Consider the following 20852-nt stretch of genomic DNA (forward strand, 5'->3'; position numbering starts at 1 on the left):
GTGCGGGGTCGTGGTGGGGCACGGGGCGGGCAAGTTCGCACGGGTCGGGCGATCCCGCACGGCATGACGAACCCCCGCACCGTGCGATTCCGTGGCCGCTGGCCGCCTCAGTCGGTCGCGCCCCGCGGGGGATCGACGAGCAACCCGACGCGGTCGTCCAGGTAGTCGGCGAGGGGGACTGCGGCGCCAGCGGTCGGGGACCACCGGACCGACGGCACGTCGTCGATGACGACGAGCACGCCCTCGGCGCCGACCAGGGAGTCGTCGACGGGGATCGGGACGGCGCCGTGGTTCACCGTGTCACCGGCGCCGAAGTGCCCCTTCGCGGCGGCGGCGCGGTAGGCGCGACGGACCTCGGCGGAGACCGACTGGTACTGCGACCGACCGGGTTCGGTGACACGGGTGATCGACCCGGTGGCCCAGACACGGCCGGCGGTCTCGTGGGACGACCCGATCAGGAGTGCTCCGACCCGCCACACCCGGCCGAGGGGTCGCATCGTCGGGTCACGACGGATCCCGAGGACCGCCTTCGGCTGCACGTACTCGCCGAGTGCTTCGTCCGGGACGTCCGCGTCGCGGAGCCGTCGTGCCGCTGCGTCGAGGAGCTCCCGCGCCCGCTGCACTCCGTCCGTCACGTCCACCGAGCCTAGACCGGGTGGTGGCCGTCGTCTCGGTCCTGTTCTCGCTGGTGGTCCGCTCGACGTGGTGCGCTGCGCTGCGGCGTCCGTGGCTGGTGCCGGCGCGGCTCGTGCCAGCGCGTCGACGACGTGCGGCGCTCACGAAGCCCGCCGTCATCATCACTGCCCCGTACGTCAGGAGCACGCCGGCGACTGCGGGGATGAGCCAGCTCCGCGACCCGTTGACGACCTGGTTGACGATGCCGATCTCCGGCACGGAGTACCAGACCACGCCACGGATCTGCACGGCGGTGACCGGTGCCGGGTCGGCCTCGGCGTTGTTGTCGCCCTTGAGGACGAAGGTCCGCTCGCCGTCCGACGACGACGACACCGAGACCACGCGGTGGCTGACGACCGCGGGCTGGCCGGACACGATCTGGTAGGTCACGACGTCGCCGACGCGGATGTCGTCGATCGGGGTCGGACGGACCACGAGCAGCGTCCCCGGCGGCAGCGTCGGCTCCATCGACTGCGTCAGGACGGTGAGCGGCATCGAGCCGGTGGCCTTCGGCACGACGATCAGCACGACCGCCAGGGCGGCGACGAGCAGCAGGAGTCCGGTGCTGAGGCCGAGCACGACGGCGTGGACGACGGCGCGCCAGCCGGTGCGCGGGGTGGGGGTGCTCATGCGCCGCATCGGATCGCCGCCCCGTTGTCCTGCGTGAAGAGCGTGACCTTGCCGGTGCCCGCGACGGTGCTCGTGGGGTTGCCGGCGCTGTCGAGCACCTTGACGGTGACGGTCAGCGTGCCAGCGGTGCCGGCGCTCGCGGGGACGTCCGGCGGCGCGATCGTGATGAACGCGGAGTAGTCCTGCGCCTTCTGCCCGACCGGCGTCGAGCCGACGAACGCGCCGTACCAGGTGTCCATCGGCCGGTTCGCGGCGTCCCACCGGATCTCGACGTACCAACCGCCGTGGTCGGTGCAGACCAGCGAGGGAGTGGTGTCGACGGTCGCCGCCGGGGTGGTCAGGGTGAAGCCGCCGGCGACGACGCCCGAGGTCCAGGTGCCGCTCGTGACGGTGAGGTTGACGTTCACCTTGGCGGTCGAGCCGGCCGGGGCCGATGACTGCAGGGTGCTGCGGGTGCACCAGACGGCGGAGGCGCCGGCGGCCAGCTTCGCGCTCATGCTCGGCAGGGACGCCCAGGTGCCGGTGACGGACCCGGTGCCGACGGCCGTGCTCGTGGTGCAGCCCGCGGTCGAGGCGACCGGCCAGGCGACGACGGTGACGGCCTTGGCGAGTGCGGTCGAGCTGCCGGACACGACGGAGACCGTGGTGGTGACGGCGCCGGCGAGGGTGCCCGAGTCGGTCAGGGTGATCGGCTTCGTCGTCGAGGTGACGCTCGACGAGAACGCCGTGGTGAGGGCACTCGTGCCACCGATGGACGCCGCGACCGTGCCGACCGTCGTGCTCGCCGCGGTGGTGCCCGACGCGCTCCACAGTGCCCACGCGGCGCTCGAGGTGCCACCGACGAACACGGCGGTGAGGAGCACGGCGACGAGGAGCCGGAGGCGGCGGTTCATGCGGAGACCTGCGTTCCCGTGACGGTGAGGGTGAAGTCGGTGGTGGCGCCGGCGACGCTCTGCGGGGCGTCGGCGTCGAGGGCCATCTCGAGGCAGGCGATGCCGCTGCCCCCGGCCGGCAGGGTGAAGGACCCGGTGCCGGTGTCGAAGGTGGCGAGCCGCGCGCTCGTGCCGGTGAGCCCGGGCACGCACTTCGCGGCCGAGGACACCATCGCGAGGTGGAGCGTCAGCTCACCGGTCGCCGCCGCGACGGACGACTTGGAGGCCGTCGTCGTGACGCGCATGGACAGGGGGATCGACCCGGTGTTCCGCACCGTGAAGGTGCCGGTGGTGCTCGTGCCCGGCCCGAGGACCGCGGTGTTCATCGCCGTCGTGCTGCCGACGGTGATGGTCGCCGTGGCGGAGCGCACCGTGGTGGCTCCCGTGCTGGCGGTCCCGTTCCAGAGGGCGTACGTGCCGCCGGCGCCGAGGAGCGCCGTTCCGACCGCGACGACCAGGGCGATCGCGAACGGCCACACCCAGCGGTACCGTCGGGCTGCGCGGTGGCGTCCCGTCGTCCGCTGTGTGGCGGTCATGTGCGTGCTCCTGGTCGTCGTGGTCGGTGGGGTGCGATCGGGGGATCAGGAACCGATCGCGGTCTGGGTCAACGTGAAGGCCAGCGCGCTGAGGTTGATCGAGCCGCCCTGACCGGTGGTCGCCGACGAGGGGAGCGTCACCGTGAAGACGACCTTGACGGTCGACGTGGACGAGGACGGCGAGACCACGAAGGTGTTCGTGTTCGACGAGGACTGCACGACCGAGGCGCTCGTCGACGTGACGGCCAGCGTCTTCGTCGTGGCGGCGAGCAGCGCGGCGTCGCCGGTGATGCTCTGGTTGGCGTAGGTCAGGTTCGCCTTGAGGTCCTGGCCGGTCGCACCGATGTTCAGCGTCTGGGTGAACTGGAACGTGTTGCCCGGGACCATCAGGGCCTTCGTCGGGTCGATCGCGGTGGAACGACCGTTCGTGATGTCGGTCCAGGCGCCGTCGTTGTTGGCGCTCAGCGTCAGGGTGCCGGCGCTCACGGCGGACGCGGCGCTCGAGGCGCTGGCGTTCCAGAGGGCGAACGTGCCCGCACCGCCGAGGAGGAGTGCGACGCCTGCTGCGCCGGCGATGGCACCGGTGACGATCTTGTGCATGGGGTGGTTCCGTTCCTGCGTGCTCGGGGCACGCTGAAGCCCACCGGGGACATTCGGGCGTCGTGTCCGGTGGGGAGGTTGTCATCGACCCAGTGGTTGGAGGGGGTCGCGGCTGACCGGTGCCGAGAACGGTCGCCGGGCCTCGGAGCGCATGTGCTGCTGCTCGGGCGGGCTGGACTCGCTCTGGTGACGACGTTAGCTGTCCCCCAAAGTGCCGACAAGCGAGAACGAGCGTTCACCCGGACCCCAGAACAGGGGTCATTTTTGTCCCCGCTTGGGAGGACATGGTTTGTACCCCGGTTTCTGGGAGTGCGCTCCGCGTGCGCAGGGCGATCACGGAAGGAATGTCGGTACGCACGGCGTCGTTGCACCGTCCGGAAACGAGGAGGGCCCATGGACATCGTGCGCTGGTTGTTCGACGCGCAGATCGTCATCGGCGACCAGACGGTGCTCTGGCGCGAGGTGATCGGCAACGTCTTCGGGCTGCTCAGTGCCCTCGGTGGCATGCGCCGGAAGGTCTGGGCCTGGCCGGTCGGACTGGTCGGCAACGCCCTGCTCTTCACCGTCTTCATGGGTGCGCTCTTCGACACCCCGAACCCCGTCAACCTGCTCGGGCAGGCTGGCCGCCAGGTCATGTTCATCATCGTGAGCATCTACGGCTGGTACCGGTGGACGCACCGCCCCGAGGACGCGACGACCGTGATCGAGCCGCGCTGGGCCTCCTGGCAGACCCGTCTGCTGCTCGTCGTCGGCATGGTCGGCGGCACCGCCCTGCTGACCCCCGTCTTCCGCGCGCTCGGGTCGTACGAGCCGGTGTGGAGCGACGCGTGGATCTTCGTCGGATCGCTGCTCGCCACGTACGGCATGGCGAAGGGGTGGGTCGAGTTCTGGCTCATCTGGGTGGCGGTCGACCTGGTCGGCGTGCCGCTGCTGTTCTCCGCCGGGTACTACGCCTCCGGGTTGATGTACGTCTTCTACGGCGTCTTCACCCTGACCGGGTTCTTCGTGTGGATGCGCCAGCGGGTCCGCCCGCCGGCGGCGCCCGTCACCGTCGGCTGACCGCTGTGATCACGACGCGCTGACGCGGCCCGGAGCACGGCCCCCGCTCTGGGACGAGACAAACGGCCCGGAATGCGCTGCAATGGTCGGATGGAACCCCTGCACGGCGAACGCGTCGAGGACGACGAGTCCCTCGCAGAGCGCACGGTGCGCGCGGCCATCCGTGCCTACCGGCTGCACCCGTTCGACACCGTCGACGCGGCGGTCGTCGCCGAGGTGGCCGGTATCCCGCTCGAGACCGTCGAGCGGCTGTTCCCGACCTGGCACGCCCTGCTCCTGGTCACCTACGACCGGTGGGCGCAGCTACGGGGGACCCGGCGGAAGAACCCGCCCACGTGCACGATCGAGCACGTCCGTCTGACCCTGGCCGAGGACGTCGCCGACCCCGGGCTCGTCCGGGTGCTCGCCGGGCTGATCACCGTGGCCAGCTCGGAGTCCGGGTTCGCCGAACTGTTCCGCAAGCGGTTCGAGGAGTACGCCGAGCAGCTGACCGTCGGGCTGCAGCGCGACTTCGACAAGGGCTCGGAAGAGGCCGGGATCCCCGCGTACCAGGCTGCGACCCAGCTGCTCTCGGTCTACGAGGGGCTGCAGATCCAGATGCTGGTCCGCCCGCACATCGACGTCCTGGTCGAGTTCGACCGCGCAGCGAACACCCTGCGCCAGGGCTGGAAGCGGCACGCCGTCCCGTCGTGGGACCTCGACGAGGCACCCGTCCGCGTCTGAGGGCAGCGGTGACTTCCCCGTTTTGGAAAGCACTTGCCAAACTGGCAAGTACTTGCAACACTGGTGTCAACGAGAGGGGACACCATGGACAACACCGCCGCACGACCCGGACCCGCCGAGGCGGCCCGACTGCTCGACCAGGCGGACCGGATCGGCCGACGTGCGCACGACGCCGTCCGCTGGCCGTACGTCACGTTCATCACCGCGCTCGGCGTCGCGACCTCGCTCGGCACGCTCGGCATGGGGCTCACGACCGGGGACGCGTTCGCCGCCGTCTACGTCGGCACCCTCGTGGCCCTGTTCGCCCTGGTGGTGTTCTTCATGGTGAGCATCCGCGGCCGCTCGGCCTTCGCCCGGAGCCGCCGCTGGACCGTCTACATCGCCAGCTGGGCTGTCACCTACCTGGCGGCGATCGCCGTGGTCGGGTGGGTGCACGGCTCGGTGCTCTGGTCGGGCATCACCTCGGGGCTGGTGCTGCTGGTCGCCCTGGTGTGTGCGGCGCGCGAGGCCCGCTCGTGAGCACCACCGACCGGGTGCACCCGCGGCACGAGCTCGACGACCTGCTGCAGCACCCCGTGCGCTTCTCGGTGATCGCCGCCCTGACCCGCGCGGGCACCCTCGGGTTCCGCGAGGTGCGGGACGCGGTCGAGGTCAGCGACTCGGTGCTGAGCAAGCAGGTCTCCGCGCTCGAGGCGGCCGGCTACGTGTCGGTGGGGAAGGGCTTCGTGGGCAAGACACCCCGCACGTCGATCACCCTGACGGCGTCGGGTCGGGCCGTCTGGGCCGCCCACCTGGACGCGCTCCGCCGCATCGCCGCCGGCTGATCGGCGGGGATCAGCCCCGCCGCCCCCGCCGCCACGACAGCACCTGCCGCACGGTCACCTTCGACCCGTACTGCGCGACCGAGTGCCGGAACAGGCACTCCGCGAACCACAGCAGCAGCCCGGCGACGACGAACACCTCGACGATGCAGACCACCGACTCCGTCACGGTCAGGGCCCCGACGGCGTTCCGCACCATCGCGGTGATCGGCGTGAAGGTCGGGAAGTACGTGAAGAACTGCGCGACGGGCGACGTCGGCGTCGTCATCACGAAGAACGCCGCGTACAGGGGGATGATCAGCGCGAAGATCGCTGCCGACTGCAGGGCCGAGGCGTCCTTGATTGACGGGACGGCGGCTCCGACGGCGACGAACAGCCCGGATGCCAGGAGCACCCCGCCGACGAGCAGCAGCGCCCCGGTGACCATCCGCCACGGGTCGACGGTCAGCCCACCGAGCTGCGACGACACCAGCGGCAACGCGACGAGCAGCCCGACCAGGCCGGGCACGACGAACACGCTGACCTGCACGAAGCCGACGAGCAGCATCGCGATGACCTTGCCGCGGATCAGGTCACCCGCGGTCACCGTGGTCAGGATCATCTCGGAGATCCGGTTCTCCTTCTCCTCGACCACGACGGTGACCATCCGGGCGGCGAGCAGGATGACGAGCCCGAAGAACGCGGCGACGAACAGGAACGGCGGCACGACGGACAGCCAGCCCGGCGCGACCCGGCCGTCGGCGTAGGTGGTGACGTCGGTGGCGGGCGGACTGCGGAGCAGCTGCACGGTCTCGGGGTCGTCGACCGAGGCGGCGACGCTCTGCTCGAGCACCCGCTCGGCCAGCGACGAGTAGACCCCGTTCGCGAAGAGTCCGCGGTCGGCGGCGTCGACCCGGATGGCCGTCGTGGACGGCGACGACGGGAACACGATGAAGGCGTCGAGGTCACCGGATCGAACGGCTGCGCGGTCGGCGGCGGCGTCGGTGGAGGGGGTCCCGCCCCACTTCGCGGCCACGGACTCCGACACCAGGCCGGACTCGTCGACGTAGTGGAACGGGGTCTTGGTGGCCGACGACCCGGACACCACGGAGTTGGTGCCGGCTGCCTGCCCGATGCCCACGAGCAGCGAGACGACCACGATGACGACCGGCAGCGCGAGGGTGCCGATCCAGAACGCGGGCTTCTTGACCGCGCGGACGAACTCGAACCGGACGACCGTGCCGAGGTTGCTCATGCCGCTGCCCCGTCGGTCGACGCCGCAGCCAGGGCGTCGTGCCCGTAGACCTGCACGAAGATCTCGTCGAGCGGGATCCGGCGCATCTCGAACGCGGTGACGTGCACCCCGGCCGCGACCAGTTCTGCCAGGACGTCCGCACCGTCCGGAGCGGCGGCCTGGGTCGGGACCAGGTACGCGACGTGCCCCTCGTGGCGGGCGAGCCGGTACAGCGGTGACTTCGGTACGGGGCCGTCGAGCCCGACGCGGGCGACGGCGCCGCCGAAGGCGTCCTGCACGTCGGGCACGGATCCGTACGCGGCGGCCCGGCCGTCCTTGAGCAGCAGGATGCGGTCGCAGAGCCGCTCGACCTCGTCCATGTGGTGCGTCACGAGGACCACGGTCGCCCCGTCGGCCTTCCGTTCGTCGACCAGGTCGAGCAGGAGTCGCCGGTTCACCGGGTCGAGGCCCTTGGTCGGTTCGTCGAGGATGAGCAGCCGGGGCTGGTCCATGATCGTGATGCCGAGCTGCACTTTCTGCTGCTGCCCGCCGGACAGTTTGTCGACGCGCAGCTTCGCGCGGTCGGCGAGCCCCACCCGGGCCAGGTAGTCCATGCTCCACGCGGTCGCCTCGGCGCCGCGGAGTCCGCGCAGGCGCCCGAAGTAGGTCATCACGTCGATGACGGACTCCTTGCGGTACAGCCCGCGCTCCTCGGGCAGGTAGCCGATGCCGCCGGTGGCCGGTCGGTAGGGGCGGCCGTCGATCGTCAGCGTGCCCGCCGTCGGGGTGGTGATGCCGAGCAGGGCCCGGATCGTCGTGGTCTTGCCGGAGCCGTTGCTGCCGAGCAGCCCGAACGTCTCGCCGGGGGCGACGTCGAACGACAGCCCGTCGACCACGTTGCGGTCCCCGAACCGCATCACGAAGTCCTGCACGCTGATGCTCGCCCCGCTCATGCGGTGACCCTACCGGGACTTCCTTCCCAGAACGGCCGCGATGGGATGCGAGAACGGGCGTACCTGGTCGGAACTTTCGACCCGGTACGCCCGTTTCCGGCAGGTACGCCCGCTTCCGCCGGGTACGCCCGTCTCGCCCAGGGACGCCCCGACAGGCGGACGGGAGGCGCGGTGCCAGCTGGCACCGCGCCTCCCGTCCGTCGTCCGGTCGCGCCCAGGGCGCGAGCGTCGCGTCAGGAACGCAACCAGGCCGTCCCCACGCCCGACAGGGCGCCGTCCGCCACGGGGGCCGAGGCGAGCAGCAGCTCGCCGGCCGGCAGCGGGAAGGGCTCCTCGCCGAAGACCGTCACGCTCGTCCAGCCGTTCGGCCGGCGGAACGCGAGCACGTCGTCGCGGCCGGTCTCGATCCACTCGAGCTGTTCCTCGGACTGCAGCTGGCCACGCAGGCCGAGCGCCTTCCGGTACAGGTTCAGGGTGGAGTCGGGGTCGGCGTCCTCGGCCTCGACGCTGGAGTCGGCGAACCACGCCGGCTGCGGCAGGTGCGAGCCGTCCGGGCCGAAGCCGAACGACGAGCCGGTGCGCGTCCACGGGATCGGCACGCGGCAGCCGTCACGACCGACGTCGACGCCCGGGTTGCGGAAGAACGCCGGGTCCTGGCGGTCGGCGTCCGGGATGTCGCCGACCTCGTGCAGCCCGAGCTCCTCGCCCTGGTACAGGTAGGCGGAGCCGGGCAGGGCGAGCTCGAGCAGCGTTGCGGCCTGCGCGCGACGGAGGCCGAGCGACCGGTCGAGCGCGTCCTGCGAGCCACCGGCGAGCAGCCACGCGCTGCCCTGCTTGTCGGTGCCGCCGGCGCGGGGCGGCAGGGCGTAGCGGGTGGCGTGCCGGACGACGTCGTGGTTCGAGAACACCCACGTGGTCGACGAGCCGGACTGCTCGGCGAGGCCGAGGTTGAACTCGATGATCGTGCGGAACTGTCCGGCGTCGAAGTCGGCCTCGAGCAGGTCGAAGTTGAACGCCTGACCGAGTCCCTCGGCGCTGGCGTAGCGGGCACGCCGGTGGGCGGGGACCCAGGCCTCGGCGACCGCGGTGCGCGCCGGCGTGTACTCGTTGAAGACCGTCCGCCACTCGGCGTAGATCTCGTGCACGTCGTCGCGGTCCCAGAGCGGGTGCGTGCCGTCCTTCGGCATCTCGGCGAGCTCGGCCCAGGTGGGCAGGGTCTCGCCCAGGTCCTTCGCCAGGCCGTGGGCCACGTCGATGCGGAACCCGTCGACCCCGCGGTCGGACCAGAAGCGCAGGGTGCGCAGGAAGTCGTCGCGGACCTCGCGGTTCGCCCAGTTCAGGTCGGGCTGCTCCTTCGCGAAGCTGTGCAGGTACCACTGACCGTCGCCGACGGCGGTCCAGGCCGGGCCACCGAAGATCGAGATCCAGTCGGCGGGGGCGTTCTCGCCGGACGGCCCCGTGCCGTCGCGGAACACGTAGCGGTCGCGGGCTGGGGAGCCCTTGGGCGCTGCGAGTGCCTCACGGAACCACTCGTGCCGGTCGCTCGTGTGGTTCGGGACGACGTCGACGATCACCCGGATGCCGGCGGCGTGCAGTGCCTCGACCATCCGGTCGAAGTCGTCGAGGGTGCCGAGGCGCGGGTCGACGCCCCGGTAGTCGTCGACGTCGTAGCCGCCGTCGGCCAGGGCGGACGGGTAGAAGGGGCTGAGCCAGACGGCCTCGATGCCGAGTGAGGCCAGGTACGGCACCCGGTCGGTGATGCCGGGCAGGTCGCCGATGCCGTCGCCGTTCGCGTCGGCGAACGAGCGGGGGTAGATCTGGTAGACGCTGGCCTGGCGCCACCAGGTCTCGTCGTGCGAGGTGGCGGCGGGCTGGGTGAGGGTGTCGGTCACGTCGGGCCTTTCGTTCGAGGGGTGTGTGTCGGTCACTTGATGGCACCCTGCGTCACGCCGGCCATCACCCACCGCTGGGTGACGAGGTAGACGATGATCGCCGGGGCCATCGCCATCAGGTACGAGGCGAACGACACGTTGTAGTTGTTGCTGAACTGCGTCTGGAACATCTGCTGCAGCACCGGCAGGGTCTGCAGCGCCGGGTCGGAGGTGATCAGCGACGGCATCACGAAGTCGTTCCAGGACGCGAGGAACGCGAAGATGCCGACGGTGGCGCTCATCGGTGCCAGCAGCGGGAACACGAGTCGCCAGAACACCTGCCCCGTGCTCGCACCGTCGATGCGTGCACTCTCCTCCAGTTCCGCCGGGATCGACCGCAGGAAGGCGGTGAAGAGCAGCACGCTGAAGGACAGCTGGAACATGACGTGCAGGATCGCGACGCCGAGCGGGTTGTCCAGGTGCGCGAGTCCGGTGAGCTTCACCTGCGACAGTGCGAGCACCGGGAACGGCAGGAACATCGCCGCGAGCAGGTAGAAGAACGACCAGCGGAACAGCCGGCGGTCCCAGTTCCGGGCGATCGCGTAGGCCGTGAACGAGGCGAGCAGGATCGTGCCGACGACGGTGATCGCGGCGACGAACACCGAGACCCCGAACGCCCGTGGGAAGTCGGTCAGCTGCCACGCCTGCACGAAGCCGTCGACACTGAACGGTGCCGGTAGCGAGAACGCGTTGCCGTCGACGGCCTGGCCGGTGGTCTTGAACGCCATCGTCAGGGTGACGTACAGCGGCACGAGCACCGACAGCGCGCACAGCACGAGGACGACGGTGACGGGCCAATTGGAACGACCGCGGCCGGCCTTGCCCGAGCCGGAGGACCGGTCGGCGTCGACGGAACGGATGCTGCCGGTCGCGGTGGTCCCCGGTCGCAGGGGTGCTTGCAGGGACATCAGAGCGCTGCCTTCCCGCGGGTCGCCCGCAGCTGGATCACGGCGATGACGACGGCGATGACGAAGAAGATCGTGGCGTTCGCCATCTGGTAGGCGTAGTCGCCGCCGTTGAAGCCCTTGAAGATCGACATCGCGACACTGGTGGTCGAGGTGCCGGGGCCGCCGTCGGTCAGGCCGACGATGATGTCGTACGAGTTCAGGAAGTTCTTGAACCCGATGACCAGGTTGATCAGGATGTAGCCCGCCGTCAGCGGCGCGGTGATCGAGACGAGCTGCCGCCAGGCGCTGGCACCGTCGAGGGCTGCCGCCTCGTACACCTCGCCGGGGATCGAGAGGACGCCGGCGATGTAGATGAGGAGCGTCGACGGGATCGCCTGCCATGCGGTGACGACCACGATCGCCAGCCAGGCCAGGTCGGGGTTCGCCAGGATGCTCTGCTCGAGCGGCCCGAACCCGATCGCGGTGGCGAAGGCCGGCAGGCTGTTCGCGAACAGGAACGAGAACACGTAGGCGATGACGATGCCCGAGATCACCATCGGCAGCACGAACACCGCACGCAGCGCGATCTTGCCGCGGATCTTCGACGTCAGCGCGATGGCGAGCAGGAACGCGATCGCGTTCACGACGATCACGGTGACGAGCGAGAACCCGAGCGTGAACAGGTACGCCTGCAGGATCGCGGGGTCGGAGAACACCGCGATGTAGTTGGTGAGCCCGGTGAACCGGAACTCGCCGAAGCCGACGGAGTTCGTGAAGCTCAGCACGATGCCCATCACGGCCGGCAGCGTGATGGCGAGCGTGAAGAGCACCAGGGTGGGCAGCAGGAACGCCAGGAAGAGCGGGTCGACGCGGGGCTTGCGTCGTCCGTCCCGTCGTCCGGCCTGGAGGCCCGGTGCGGCCCCGCCACGGCGGCGGCGGTCCGCCGTCGTGATGGATTCGGTGGTCGTGGTTGCCATTCGGACGTCTCCTTACGCGGCCGTGCGGAGCGCGAGACGCGCCCAGTCGGCGTCGAGGGTGCGGAGCTGGCGCTGCGGGTCGCCGCCGAAGGCGATCGACTGCGCGTAGTTCGCGACCGGGATCTCGGCGGGGATGAGCTGCGAGGCGCCGAGGTAGAAGGCTGCGTCGTCGTAGTACGACTGCATGCCACGGAGGGCGGGGTTCGACGCCGGGGGAGCGTCCTTGCGCACCCCGAAGCCGTTGTTGTCCGCGTTGTACTTGTCGTTGACCTGCTTGGTCATCAGGAACGACAGGAACTCGCGGGCGGCCTCCTGCTTGCGCGACGCCTCCGGGATCCAGAGCGCCAGGTCGACGTTCACGCGGACCTTGCGGTCGGCCGGGTCGTCGGTGACGGGGAGCGGGAAGGTGCCGAGGTCCATGTCCTTCGTGGTCTTGGCGATCTCGCCGAGGGCCCACGGCCCCTGCAGGTACATGCCCGCCTTGCCCTGGGCGAAGGCGAGGTTGCCGTCGCCGTACCCGCGGCTCGCGGCGCCGTCCTGGTGCCAGGCGCGGAGCTGCACCATGCGCTCCATCGGCTTCCGCAGGTCGCGCTCGAACGAGACCGCTGACCCCTTGCCGACGTTCGTACCCTCGCGCCGGAGTGCCTCGAAGGTCGCCGGGGTGTCGATCATGCCGCCGATCGAGTAGTCGAACATGCCCTGGGCGATCGTCCAGTTGTCCTTGAACGTGCCGTAGATCGGCGCGATCCCGGCCTTGGTGAGGCGCTCGCACACGTCGGCGAACTCGCTCCACGTCGTCGGGACCTCGAGCCCCTGCTGTGCGAAGAGCGCCTTGTTGTAGATCACCGACGCCGCCGTCACCGAGTACGGCAGGGCGCTCTTCCGGCCGGGGTAGTCGGCGGTCTGCTCCATGAGCGGCCACAGGTCGGGGTTGATGGTGTCGGCCTGCGGCAGGTCGGACAGGTCGGTCAGCGCGCCGTGCTCGACGAACGGGACGACCGAGAAGTTGTAGTTCCAGCAGCCGAGGTCCGGCGGCCGGTTCCGCACGAAGTTCGCGGACATGCTCGAGGTCGAGTCGCGCACGACGCGGACCTTCGACTGGCTCTGGTGGAACTGCGCGATGACGTCGTCGAAGTAGCCGATGACCTCGGGCTTCGACACGTAGAACGTGATGGTCTCCGGCTTGGCGCTCGAGGACCCGATCGGGGCGCATCCGGCGAGCGCGAGGCCCGCCCCGATGCCGCCCGCTCCCAGCAGGAACCCGCGTCGGCTGACCGATGCTGCGCTCCTGGCGGTGGCGTGTGCTTGCACGTCGTCTCCGTCCGTCCGGACCCGGCGTCCCTGCCGTTCCGTCCCGCGAGCGGCTCCGATGCTGCCCGCGGAACTAAATGTAGCGAGAAAATCTAATTCCGCAAGGAACTCGTCGCGCGATAGGGTCACGACATGCCGCCACCCCGTGGAACGAGCGCAGAGACGCTGCTCGCGTACGCCTTCGACTCGTCCGCGTTCACCGCGACCGAGGCGATCGACGCCACCGGCCTGACCCGGTCGACCGTGCTCGGGGCGGCCGAGGAACTCGTGCGGCTCGGCTGGCTCCGCGAGCTCGACGACGCCCGGGCCGCGGGGGAGTACCGGATGGGACGCCCCGCCCGCCGCTACGAGCTCGACACGGTCGCCGGGGTCGTCGTCGGGGTGGACGCCGGCCAGCACCGGGTCACCGCCTTCGTCGCCGATCTGCGCGGCACGGTGCTCGGTCGTGCCGAGGGGGCGCTCGGTGAATCGGGCCTCGACGTGCCCGTGCGACTCGGGGTCCTCGCCGACACCGTGGCCGCCGCCCTCGCCTCGGCCGACGTCGACCGCACCCGGGTCCTGGTCACCGTCGTGGGCATCCCGGCGCCGGTCGACGCTGCCGGGGCCTCGCCCGACGACGGCGGCTTCTGGGTCCGGATGAACCCGGGGTTCGCCGACGCCGTGCCGGACGGGCGGGTGCTCGTCGAGAACGACGCGAACCTCGCCGCGCTCGCCGAGCGGCCGTCCTCGGGTGACGCCTCGTTCGCGGCGCTGCTGTCCGGCGAACGCTTCGGCGCGGGCCTCGTCGTCGACGGGGTCCTGCTGCGCGGTGCCCACGGTGGTGCCGGGGAGATGCGGGTGCTCGAACTCGTCGAGGGTGTCGGCTCCTCCGACGGCATCGGCGCGGTCGCCCGCACCTTCGTGGCCAACGCCGTCACCGCCGGGCACATCCCCGCGGACGCCGCGCTCGCCGCTGACGCCGCCCTGGTGTTCGCGGCCGCACGGAGCGGTGATCCGGTCGCGCGCACGATCGTCGACCGTCTGGGGGACCGCCTGGCCCGGGTCTGCATCCTGCTCGCGAGCCTGCTCGACATCGACCGCGTGGTGGTCGCCGGCGCGATCGCCCAGCCCGCGGTCGCCGTGATCGACCGCGCGCGCGAGCTGCTCGCGAAAGGGCACTTCGACCCGGTGCCGGAACTCGTCGCGTCGTCGCTCGGGGCCGACGTCGTCGTCATCGGGGCCGTGGCCCACGCGGTCGACGCGGTGCGGGCCGACCCGCTGTCGTTCCCGGTGCTCAGTCGGGCAGCGGCACCTCGAGGCTCCGGTCCCACGGTTCCGTCCAGCCGAGTCGGTCGAACAGTGCATCCAGCAGCATCGCGGTGAAGCCCCACACCAGGTGCTCGTCCCCGTCGGCCTCGATGGTGAACGCCGGTCCGCGCCACTCCTGACCACTGCGGCGGATCACGGTCACGCCGCGGTTCGCCGGGTCGAGCAGGTCGGCCACGGGGACCCGGAACACCGCCGCCGACTCGTGCTCGTCGACGACGCGGATCGGTGAGGGGTCGCGCCACCAGCCGATGACGGGCCGGACCAGGTGGTTCGAGAACGCCAGCGGCACGGCTGGCAGGGTGCCGAGCACCTCGACGCCGGCGGGGTCGAGCCCCGTCTCCTCCTGTGCCTCGCGGAGTGCGGCGGCGACGGCGTCCGCGTCACCGGGGTCGATGCGTCCGCCGGGGAACGCGACCTCGCCGGCGTGCGCGCGCAGGGTCGTGGCCCGGGCGAGGAGCAGGACGTCGAGGTCCCGCGGGACGCCGGGCGCTGCCGCCGGTCGGTCGCTCGGGGTGTGGTCGAGCGCGCCGAAGAGCATCAGGACCGCGGCCCGACGTGGTGCAGCCGTGCCGCCGGGTTCGACGAGCGGCCCACCGTCGCCCCAGCCGTCCGCTGCGACCGCCGCGAGTGCAGCCCGTACCGATCCGTCGTGCGTCACCCGTTCACCCTAGGTGCGCGCCACCGAGCGGTCCCGCGGCAGCGTCGCATCGGACGCTTCGCTGGGTGTCGGTCGAGTGCCGCCTGGGAGCCGCACAGGTGGGAACTGTGGGAACCGGAAGCGCCTCGGTGCCCCGTTCGCAGCGGGCCGCCGCCACGATTGCACCGTCCGCCGGGAGGCCCCATGTTCCACGATCTGCTCCGACCCCTGTTCCACGTCGCCGTCGTCGCACCGTCCGTGCTCGTCCCGGTGGACGTCGCCGCGGGGCTCCTCACCGTCGCCGCGCTCCTGCCGGCGTTCGGCCATCGCTCCCGCCATCCGGTCCGGGGCCTGCTCTGGCGGCTCGGCGCCGTGGCCGTCGGCGCCGTGATCGGCCTGGTCGCGGTGTGGTGGTTCGGGGACGTGCAGGACCTGTACGGGGTGTCGTTCACCCCGATCACCCGGATGTGGGTGGCCCTTGCCTTCGGTGGAGTCGGGCTCCTCGTCGTGACGGTCGTCCAGGGCGGCTGGCTCCGCCGCGTGCTCGGCGTGCTCGCGGCGGTGGCGGTGGCCCTGGCCGCCGTCCTCGGCGTCAACGTCGACTTCGGGGCGTACCGCACGATCGAGCAGGCCGTGACGACCGATCCGTACCCGTCGGGTCCGCTGGGACACGAGACGGGGGTGGGTCGCGCCTCCAGTCCGGTGGTCGACCCGGCCACCTGGCGGGCGCCCGCCGACATGCCGCGACGCGGGAAGGTGCTCTCGGTCACCATCCCGTCGACCGTCTCCCACTTCCACGCACGGCCGGCGGTGGTGTACCTGCCGCCGGCTGCCCTGACCGAGCGACCACCGACCCTGCCGGTCCTCATCAGCCTGGCCGGGCAACCCGGGCAGCCGAGCGACATGTTCCAGGCCGGTCGGCTCGGCGCGGTGATGGACGCGTTCGCCGAGGCCCACCACGGACTCGCCCCGATCGTCGTCGCGCCGGATCAACTCGGGGCACCGGACCGGAACCCGATGTGCGTCGACTCGTCCCTCGGCCGTTCCGCGACGTACATCATGACCGACACCACGAACTGGATCCGGCAGCACCTGCGCGTCGGGGCAGCGCCCTCGGCCTGGGGCATCGTCGGGTTCTCGCAGGGAGCCACGTGTGCCATGCAGTTCTCCACCGCACACCCCGGCGTGTTCGGCACGACCTTCGCCATCTCGAGCGAGCTCGCACCCCTGAACGGCTCCGTCCAGCACAGCATCCGGTACGGGTTCGGCGGCTCGGCCTCGCGGTACGCCGCAGCGGCACCGCGGGCGATCATGCGTGCGCACGGGCCCTACCCCGGGCACCTGACCGTCTTCGCCTACGGCAGTGAGGACAAGCCCTACGTCGCCTCGACCACGGCACTCCGCGCCGCCGCGAACGCCGCCGGCATGCGGACCCGGCTGTTCGTGTCCGAGGGCTCCGCCCATGACTGGAACACCGTCCGCTACGCCCTGCGCGTCGGGATGCCCGGCGTCATCGCGCACCTGGGCCTGCGGTGAGCGCGGTGGTCGCGGCTCTCGCGTGGGCGCATCCGAGACGGCTCGTGCCGGCAGCTCGTCGGTACCCGCTGACGAGCGTCGTCTCGGCCCTGACGATCGTCGCCGGCATCGCCGCCGTGGTGCTCAGGTGCCTCGGCACGAAGGACGGCCGGACGCCCGACACCCTGGGCGGGACGATGGGTCCGCTCGGCGTGGTCGCGGTGACGAGCAGCGTCGTCGGGTTCCTCGTCACCTTCGTCGCCGTCGTGGTCTGCACCGCGGCGTCCGAACGGCTGCTCGGCTGGCGGCGCACCCTGCTCGCGATGGTCGTCACGACCGTGGTGGGGACGGGGCTCGGCGCCCTGCTGCAGCTGTTCGACGGCGCCCCGGCGAACCGCGGTTTCCTCGTGCACCTGGGGCACGTCGGACCCTGGACGTGGATCGTCGGCACCATCGTCACCGCGAGCGCGTTCGCCGGCGCCCTGTGGCGACGCCGGATCCGGGTGGTGTCGATCGCCGTCGTCGCGGCACTGCTGCTCTACGCCGGACACGCGTCCGACCTGCACGCTGCGCTCGCCCTGGTCGTCGGCCTGGTGCTCGGCCGCGTGCTGCGACGGTCGCCGGTGCGGAGCGGCTGGACCCGGAGTTCATCACGCGAGACCCGGGTGCTGCTCGTTGCCGCGGTGACCGTGTCGGCCGTCGGACCCGTCCTCGCGCTCGTCACCGGTGCCCAGTTCGGGCTGCTCGCCCCGCTCGCCGTGGTGCTCGACACCGGGCCGACCGGACGGATGCCGCACTGCTCGGTGACCGGGGTGACCGCCAGCTGCGTCCGGGCGCTCGCCGAGGTGCACCCGCACGGCCTGTTCCACTCGCTGCTGGCCGTGATGCCGCTCGTGGTCCTGGCGGTCGGCGCCGTGGGTCTGCGGCGTGGGAGCCGGTTCGCACTGTGGCTCGTCGCGACCGTCGACCTGGTCTCCGGCGTCGCGACCGCCGTCTCGTACGGGGTGCTGCCCGAACGCCACCACGCCGTCGTGCAGCGCCTGGCGTCGGACCACCTCGCGGTCTCGCTCTCGATCGCCGCGTCGGTGCTGGTGCCGATCGCGACCGCCGTGGTGCTCGTCCTGCGCCGCGCGGACTTCCCGGTCCGGACCGACCAGCGACGACTGCGGACCTTCGTCCTGACGGTCGCCGGTTCGGCCGTGGTGCTCGCGGTCGTCGTCGTCGGTGTCGCCGTGGCTTCGGGCGACAGCGTGCGCGAGCCCCTCCACCTGGCGCTCGCCGTGCTCGGCCCGATCGCCCCCGTGACCCTGCCGACACACCTGGCGCAGGCCGACCCGGCGCTGCGGTTCGTCGTGGGTGTCTCCGGCCCGCTCCTGTGGCTCGCGGTGGCGATCGCCGCGGTCCGGCCGACCGGGGCCGGACGCTCGGACAGCGACCTCGACGGGCAGGACGCCGCTCGAGTGGCCGGTCGGGCGCTCCTGGTCGCCGGCGGTGGAGACACCTTCGGGTGGATGACCACCTGGCCCGGCAACGAGTACTGGTTCACCGAGGACGGCCGCGCCGGTGTCGCCTACCACCGCACCGGCAGCGTCGCCGTGACGACCGGTGGCCCCTTCGGACACGAGGACGCGCGGCTGGCGGCACTCGAGGGCTTCGCACGGGCCGCGGACGACCACGGCTGGACGCCCGTCTTCTACGGCATCGACTCCACCCTCGGCGCTGCACTCGCCCGGCTCGGTTGGACGACCCTTCCCGTGGCCGAGGACGCCGACCTCGACCCGCGCACCTGGACGACGACGGGCAAGCGCAAGCAGGACGTCCGCACGGCCGTGAACAAGGCCGCACGGTCCGGCACCACCGCGCTCTGGTCGGACTGGGCCTCGCTGCCCGGCTCGGTCACCCGCCAGATCGAGGCGATCTCGGAGGAGTGGGTCGCCGAGCGCGAGCTGCCCGAGATGGGGTTCACCCTGGGCGGGATCGACGAGATGCGCGACCCCGCCGTCCGGACGCTCGTCGCCCTGAGCGAGGACGGCACCGTCCTCGCCGTCACCAGCTGGCTGCCGGCGTACCGCGCCGGGCAGGTGGTCGGATGGACGCTCGACGTGATGCGCCGCGCGCCGGACGCCCCGAACGGTGTGATGGAGTTCCTGGTCGCGAGTGCGGTCGACCGGATGCGCGCCGACGGTGCCGAGCGGCTCAGCCTGTCCGCGGCCCCGCTCGCCTCGTCGGCCGAGCCGCAGGGGGCCGGGCGGAGCGGCGTCGAATCGGTCCTCGACGTCGTCGGCGGTGCGCTCGAGCCGGTGTACGGGTTCCGTTCCCTGCTGCGCTTCAAGGCGAAGTTCGGGCCAGACCTGCACCCGCTGGTGATGGCGTACCCGGACCCGGTGGCGCTGCCCACGATCGGCGTCGCGATCGTCCGTACCTACCTGCCGGGGTTGTCGCTGCGCCAGGCGGTGGCGATCGTGCGGGAGCGGCGTCCGGCACACGGGGTCCGGGCCGAGCAGCAGGCGGAACGAGTGGGCTGACCCGGACGGGCCCGTCGCACCGTCGGTACGTTCGGAGCATGGGAACCGAACGGGCCGACGGACCGGCCGTGGACGAGCACGATCCGTACGAACGCCGCCCCGGTTACGTCACGAGTGCCGACGGCCGGACCGACCGGATGACCTCGGACATGTTCGTGGGCATCGCGGTCGGGTTCGTCCTGGTGATGGTCTTCGGGTTCTTCCAGCTCGTCGAGTGGATCGCGATCGGAGCGGCCGTGGTCATCGGCGCGGCGGTGTGGTTGGTCCTGCGCAGTCGGCGACGGCGTGCAGATCGCCGCGCTGGTCGGTCGCCGGACGCCGTCCCGCGTGCTCGGGACCGGGCGATCGCCGAAGCGAACGGCGGTCGCCGGTTCTTCGTCGCCCAGAACCCGGTCGTCGTCATCGTGATGGGGGCGATCTTCATCGGTGTCGCGGTCGCCCCGCTGCTGTTCGGAGGATTCTCCATTGGCCGGATCGTGACCGGGGTCATCGTCGTCGCGAGCGGCGTCGTCTGCATCGTGCAGGGGATCGGCACGCTGCGGGTGCGTCGTCGGGAGCGCAGCGGGGGCTGAACCTGTTCGTGGTGGAGGCCGCTGTCGGTGTCAGGATCCGTCGTTCCACGACATCTCTCAGTGAGCGACCTCTGCTCCGACAGAAGGAGAGACCACCGATGAACACCCGAACCCGCGTCAGCGTCACAGCTTTGGCCGCCTGCGTCATGGTCGCCGCCCTCAGCGGTTGTGCTGCGAGCACCGCGACTCCGCCGCCGTCCGCCACTACGGCGATGACCGGGGACAAGACCCCGGTGCCGTCCCAGTCTCCGACCGCGACCGACGCCGCGACCCCGGTGAACCAACCTCCGTCGACTCCGTCGTCGTCCCCGTCGCAAGACCCCGGGACGTCGGCGCTCGCGCAGCACATCTACGACGAGTGCAGCAAGGGGGCCGCGGATGCCGGGGTCACCCTGACGTTCACGAACGACCCGTCGGGGTACCCGGGCAGCGACGGGACCTACCAGCTCATCTACCCCTTCACCTTCGACGACGGGCACACCGACCCGTACGCCGTCTACAACTGCACGCTCACCGACGACACGGTCAACTCCTCGTACGTCAGCAGCGGGATGACCGACAGTCACTGACCCCGGTCGGTGACGGCGCAGGCGTCAGGTGACAGCCCCACCCGCCGGTCACGGTGGGAGTTCGCGCGACCAGTAGTCCGCTCGGACCACGAGAAGTTCGCCCTGGACCTCCGACGTCAGATTGACGACGCGGGGATCCCACAGCGTCCCGGGCAGCTTTGCGAACGGCTCGGTGCCCAACGTCGTCGACAGTTCGGACGGGCTCACTCCCGTCGGCGGCTGCACGGACACGACCGACCAGCATCCACCGGATGCGCACTCCTCGTCCTCGTGGACCACCCTGCTTCCCGCAGGCAGGGGGATCGACGACGACGTCGGCACGTCGCCTTCCGTCGCCCCCGCGAACAGCAGTGCGGCGCGCAGACCGATGAACAGGACGGCCGCGGCAGCCAAGACCAGAACGGTCACGACGATCGCTCGTCGGGTGTCCGTCCGGTGCCTGGTCACCTCCGCAGCCTAGGCGGCGGTTCGGGCGGAC

The 20852-nt window shown here is 71.3% G+C and carries 22 protein-coding genes; 9 read left to right on the top strand and 13 right to left on the bottom strand.

The annotated features are described in order from the left end of the window. Positions 1–107: 107 nt before the first annotated feature. The 5 genes from DEJ05_RS18170 to DEJ05_RS15230 are packed head-to-tail and all read right to left on the bottom strand — an operon-like array spanning position 108 to position 3373. Positions 108–539 carry a hypothetical protein gene (locus tag DEJ05_RS18170; protein ID WP_181440744.1) on the bottom strand — a complete coding sequence of 144 codons (432 nt, stop codon included), beginning with the start codon at positions 537–539 and terminating at the stop codon, positions 108–110. Next, positions 505–1305, bottom strand: a complete 801-nt coding sequence (locus DEJ05_RS15215) for a signal peptidase I (RefSeq protein ID WP_258376169.1) — start codon at positions 1303–1305, stop codon at positions 505–507. Before DEJ05_RS15215 ends, DEJ05_RS18170 begins: the two co-directional genes overlap by 35 nt. Further along, complete coding sequence (locus DEJ05_RS15220) at positions 1302–2198, bottom strand: hypothetical protein (protein WP_111110907.1); 897 nt, start codon at positions 2196–2198, stop codon at positions 1302–1304. The genes DEJ05_RS15215 and DEJ05_RS15220 overlap by 4 nt, the downstream gene beginning before the upstream one ends. Continuing rightward, the gene (locus DEJ05_RS15225) at positions 2195–2773 is read right to left on the bottom strand and encodes a TasA family protein (RefSeq protein ID WP_111110909.1); all 579 of its coding nucleotides are present in this window, start codon (positions 2771–2773) and stop codon (positions 2195–2197) included. The genes DEJ05_RS15220 and DEJ05_RS15225 overlap by 4 nt, the downstream gene beginning before the upstream one ends. 45 nt (positions 2774–2818) lie before the next feature. Then, on the bottom strand, positions 2819–3373 hold the full coding sequence (locus DEJ05_RS15230) for an alternate-type signal peptide domain-containing protein (protein WP_111022073.1): 555 nt from the start codon (positions 3371–3373) through the stop codon (positions 2819–2821). A gap of 393 nt (positions 3374–3766) precedes the next feature. On the opposite strand from DEJ05_RS15230, the gene pnuC reads away from it, so the two are divergent. The 4 genes from pnuC to DEJ05_RS15250 all read left to right on the top strand — a co-directional run bounded on the left by pnuC (position 3767) and on the right by DEJ05_RS15250 (position 5979). Further along, positions 3767–4432, top strand: coding sequence for a nicotinamide riboside transporter PnuC (gene pnuC / locus DEJ05_RS15235; protein ID WP_111093321.1), 666 nt, complete (start codon positions 3767–3769; stop codon positions 4430–4432). A gap of 90 nt (positions 4433–4522) precedes the next feature. Next, the gene (locus tag DEJ05_RS15240) at positions 4523–5155 is read left to right on the top strand and encodes a hypothetical protein (RefSeq protein ID WP_071404264.1); all 633 of its coding nucleotides are present in this window, start codon (positions 4523–4525) and stop codon (positions 5153–5155) included. Between the two features lie 84 nt (positions 5156–5239). Further along, entirely contained in the window at positions 5240–5674 is a 435-nt protein-coding gene (locus tag DEJ05_RS15245; protein WP_111110911.1) for a chemotaxis protein CheY, read from the top strand. Next, a complete protein-coding gene (locus DEJ05_RS15250; protein WP_111022077.1) occupies positions 5671–5979 on the top strand; it encodes a transcriptional regulator in 309 nt (102 codons plus the stop codon). The genes DEJ05_RS15245 and DEJ05_RS15250 overlap by 4 nt, the downstream gene beginning before the upstream one ends. Before the next feature lie 10 nt (positions 5980–5989). On the opposite strand, the gene DEJ05_RS15255 is transcribed toward DEJ05_RS15250, so the two are convergent. From DEJ05_RS15255 to DEJ05_RS15280, 6 genes are all read right to left on the bottom strand, one after another. Then, a complete protein-coding gene (locus tag DEJ05_RS15255; RefSeq protein ID WP_111110913.1) occupies positions 5990–7210 on the bottom strand; it encodes an ABC transporter permease in 1221 nt (406 codons plus the stop codon). Beyond that, the gene (locus DEJ05_RS15260) at positions 7207–8142 is read right to left on the bottom strand and encodes an ABC transporter ATP-binding protein (RefSeq protein WP_071404266.1); all 936 of its coding nucleotides are present in this window, start codon (positions 8140–8142) and stop codon (positions 7207–7209) included. The genes DEJ05_RS15255 and DEJ05_RS15260 overlap by 4 nt, the downstream gene beginning before the upstream one ends. Positions 8143–8375: 233 nt before the next feature. Beyond that, positions 8376–10034 carry a glycoside hydrolase family 13 protein gene (locus DEJ05_RS15265; RefSeq protein ID WP_111110915.1) on the bottom strand — a complete coding sequence of 553 codons (1659 nt, stop codon included), beginning with the start codon at positions 10032–10034 and terminating at the stop codon, positions 8376–8378. A gap of 32 nt (positions 10035–10066) precedes the next feature. Continuing rightward, entirely contained in the window at positions 10067–10981 is a 915-nt protein-coding gene (locus tag DEJ05_RS15270) for a carbohydrate ABC transporter permease (RefSeq protein ID WP_071405176.1), read from the bottom strand. After that, positions 10981–11937: a carbohydrate ABC transporter permease gene (locus DEJ05_RS15275; protein ID WP_110865283.1), complete on the bottom strand. Its 957-nt coding sequence runs from the start codon at positions 11935–11937 to the stop codon at positions 10981–10983. Before DEJ05_RS15275 ends, DEJ05_RS15270 begins: the two co-directional genes overlap by 1 nt. Positions 11938–11949: 12 nt before the next feature. Beyond that, complete coding sequence (locus DEJ05_RS15280) at positions 11950–13248, bottom strand: ABC transporter substrate-binding protein (RefSeq protein ID WP_110865282.1); 1299 nt, start codon at positions 13246–13248, stop codon at positions 11950–11952. A gap of 132 nt (positions 13249–13380) precedes the next feature. On the opposite strand from DEJ05_RS15280, the gene DEJ05_RS15285 reads away from it, so the two are divergent. Then, a complete protein-coding gene (locus DEJ05_RS15285; RefSeq protein WP_111110917.1) occupies positions 13381–14610 on the top strand; it encodes an ROK family protein in 1230 nt (409 codons plus the stop codon). Here the strand turns inward: DEJ05_RS15285 and DEJ05_RS15290 are convergent. After that, positions 14522–15214, bottom strand: a complete 693-nt coding sequence (locus DEJ05_RS15290; protein ID WP_258372406.1) for a CoA pyrophosphatase — start codon at positions 15212–15214, stop codon at positions 14522–14524. The genes DEJ05_RS15285 and DEJ05_RS15290 overlap by 89 nt on opposite strands. A gap of 183 nt (positions 15215–15397) precedes the next feature. Between DEJ05_RS15290 and DEJ05_RS15295 the strand changes: the two genes are divergently transcribed. The 4 genes from DEJ05_RS15295 (at position 15398) to DEJ05_RS15310 (ending at position 20374) form a co-directional block, all read left to right on the top strand. Further along, positions 15398–16729, top strand: a complete 1332-nt coding sequence (locus tag DEJ05_RS15295; protein WP_111110919.1) for an esterase family protein — start codon at positions 15398–15400, stop codon at positions 16727–16729. A gap of 44 nt (positions 16730–16773) precedes the next feature. Next, positions 16774–19233 carry a bifunctional lysylphosphatidylglycerol flippase/synthetase MprF gene (locus tag DEJ05_RS15300; RefSeq protein WP_111110921.1) on the top strand — a complete coding sequence of 820 codons (2460 nt, stop codon included), beginning with the start codon at positions 16774–16776 and terminating at the stop codon, positions 19231–19233. Positions 19234–19271: 38 nt separating this feature from the next. Continuing rightward, positions 19272–19805, top strand: a complete 534-nt coding sequence (locus DEJ05_RS15305; protein WP_111047210.1) for a hypothetical protein — start codon at positions 19272–19274, stop codon at positions 19803–19805. Between the two features lie 212 nt (positions 19806–20017). Continuing rightward, complete coding sequence (locus DEJ05_RS15310; protein ID WP_111110923.1) at positions 20018–20374, top strand: hypothetical protein; 357 nt, start codon at positions 20018–20020, stop codon at positions 20372–20374. A gap of 48 nt (positions 20375–20422) precedes the next feature. On the opposite strand, the gene DEJ05_RS15315 is transcribed toward DEJ05_RS15310, so the two are convergent. Continuing rightward, the gene (locus DEJ05_RS15315; RefSeq protein ID WP_111029947.1) at positions 20423–20782 is read right to left on the bottom strand and encodes a hypothetical protein; all 360 of its coding nucleotides are present in this window, start codon (positions 20780–20782) and stop codon (positions 20423–20425) included. Between the last annotated feature and the right edge of the window lie 70 nt (positions 20783–20852).

This window comes from Curtobacterium sp. MCLR17_045, from assembly GCF_003234405.1.
Classification (GTDB): Bacteria; Actinomycetota; Actinomycetes; order Actinomycetales; family Microbacteriaceae; genus Curtobacterium; species Curtobacterium flaccumfaciens.

What these genes read in the sequence shown, in the direction of transcription:
- DEJ05_RS15230 (WP_111022073.1), bottom strand. Translation starts at nt 3,373, where the DNA reads ATGCACAAGATCGTCACCGGTGCCATCGCCGGCGCAGCAGGCGTCGCA.
- DEJ05_RS15220 (WP_111110907.1), bottom strand. Translation starts at nt 2,198, where the DNA reads ATGAACCGCCGCCTCCGGCTCCTCGTCGCCGTGCTCCTCACCGCCGTG.
- DEJ05_RS15225 (WP_111110909.1), bottom strand. Translation starts at nt 2,773, where the DNA reads ATGACCGCCACACAGCGGACGACGGGACGCCACCGCGCAGCCCGACGG.
- DEJ05_RS15240 (WP_071404264.1), top strand. Translation starts at nt 4,523, where the DNA reads ATGGAACCCCTGCACGGCGAACGCGTCGAGGACGACGAGTCCCTCGCA.
- DEJ05_RS15260 (WP_071404266.1), bottom strand. Translation starts at nt 8,142, where the DNA reads ATGAGCGGGGCGAGCATCAGCGTGCAGGACTTCGTGATGCGGTTCGGG.
- DEJ05_RS15270 (WP_071405176.1), bottom strand. Translation starts at nt 10,981, where the DNA reads ATGTCCCTGCAAGCACCCCTGCGACCGGGGACCACCGCGACCGGCAGC.
- DEJ05_RS15310 (WP_111110923.1), top strand. Translation starts at nt 20,018, where the DNA reads ATGACCGGGGACAAGACCCCGGTGCCGTCCCAGTCTCCGACCGCGACC.
- DEJ05_RS15275 (WP_110865283.1), bottom strand. Translation starts at nt 11,937, where the DNA reads ATGGCAACCACGACCACCGAATCCATCACGACGGCGGACCGCCGCCGC.
- DEJ05_RS15305 (WP_111047210.1), top strand. Translation starts at nt 19,272, where the DNA reads ATGGGAACCGAACGGGCCGACGGACCGGCCGTGGACGAGCACGATCCG.
- DEJ05_RS15245 (WP_111110911.1), top strand. Translation starts at nt 5,240, where the DNA reads ATGGACAACACCGCCGCACGACCCGGACCCGCCGAGGCGGCCCGACTG.
- pnuC (WP_111093321.1), top strand. Translation starts at nt 3,767, where the DNA reads ATGGACATCGTGCGCTGGTTGTTCGACGCGCAGATCGTCATCGGCGAC.
- DEJ05_RS15285 (WP_111110917.1), top strand. Translation starts at nt 13,381, where the DNA reads ATGCCGCCACCCCGTGGAACGAGCGCAGAGACGCTGCTCGCGTACGCC.
- DEJ05_RS15215 (WP_258376169.1), bottom strand. Translation starts at nt 1,305, where the DNA reads ATGAGCACCCCCACCCCGCGCACCGGCTGGCGCGCCGTCGTCCACGCC.
- DEJ05_RS15255 (WP_111110913.1), bottom strand. Translation starts at nt 7,210, where the DNA reads ATGAGCAACCTCGGCACGGTCGTCCGGTTCGAGTTCGTCCGCGCGGTC.
- DEJ05_RS15295 (WP_111110919.1), top strand. Translation starts at nt 15,398, where the DNA reads ATGTTCCACGATCTGCTCCGACCCCTGTTCCACGTCGCCGTCGTCGCA.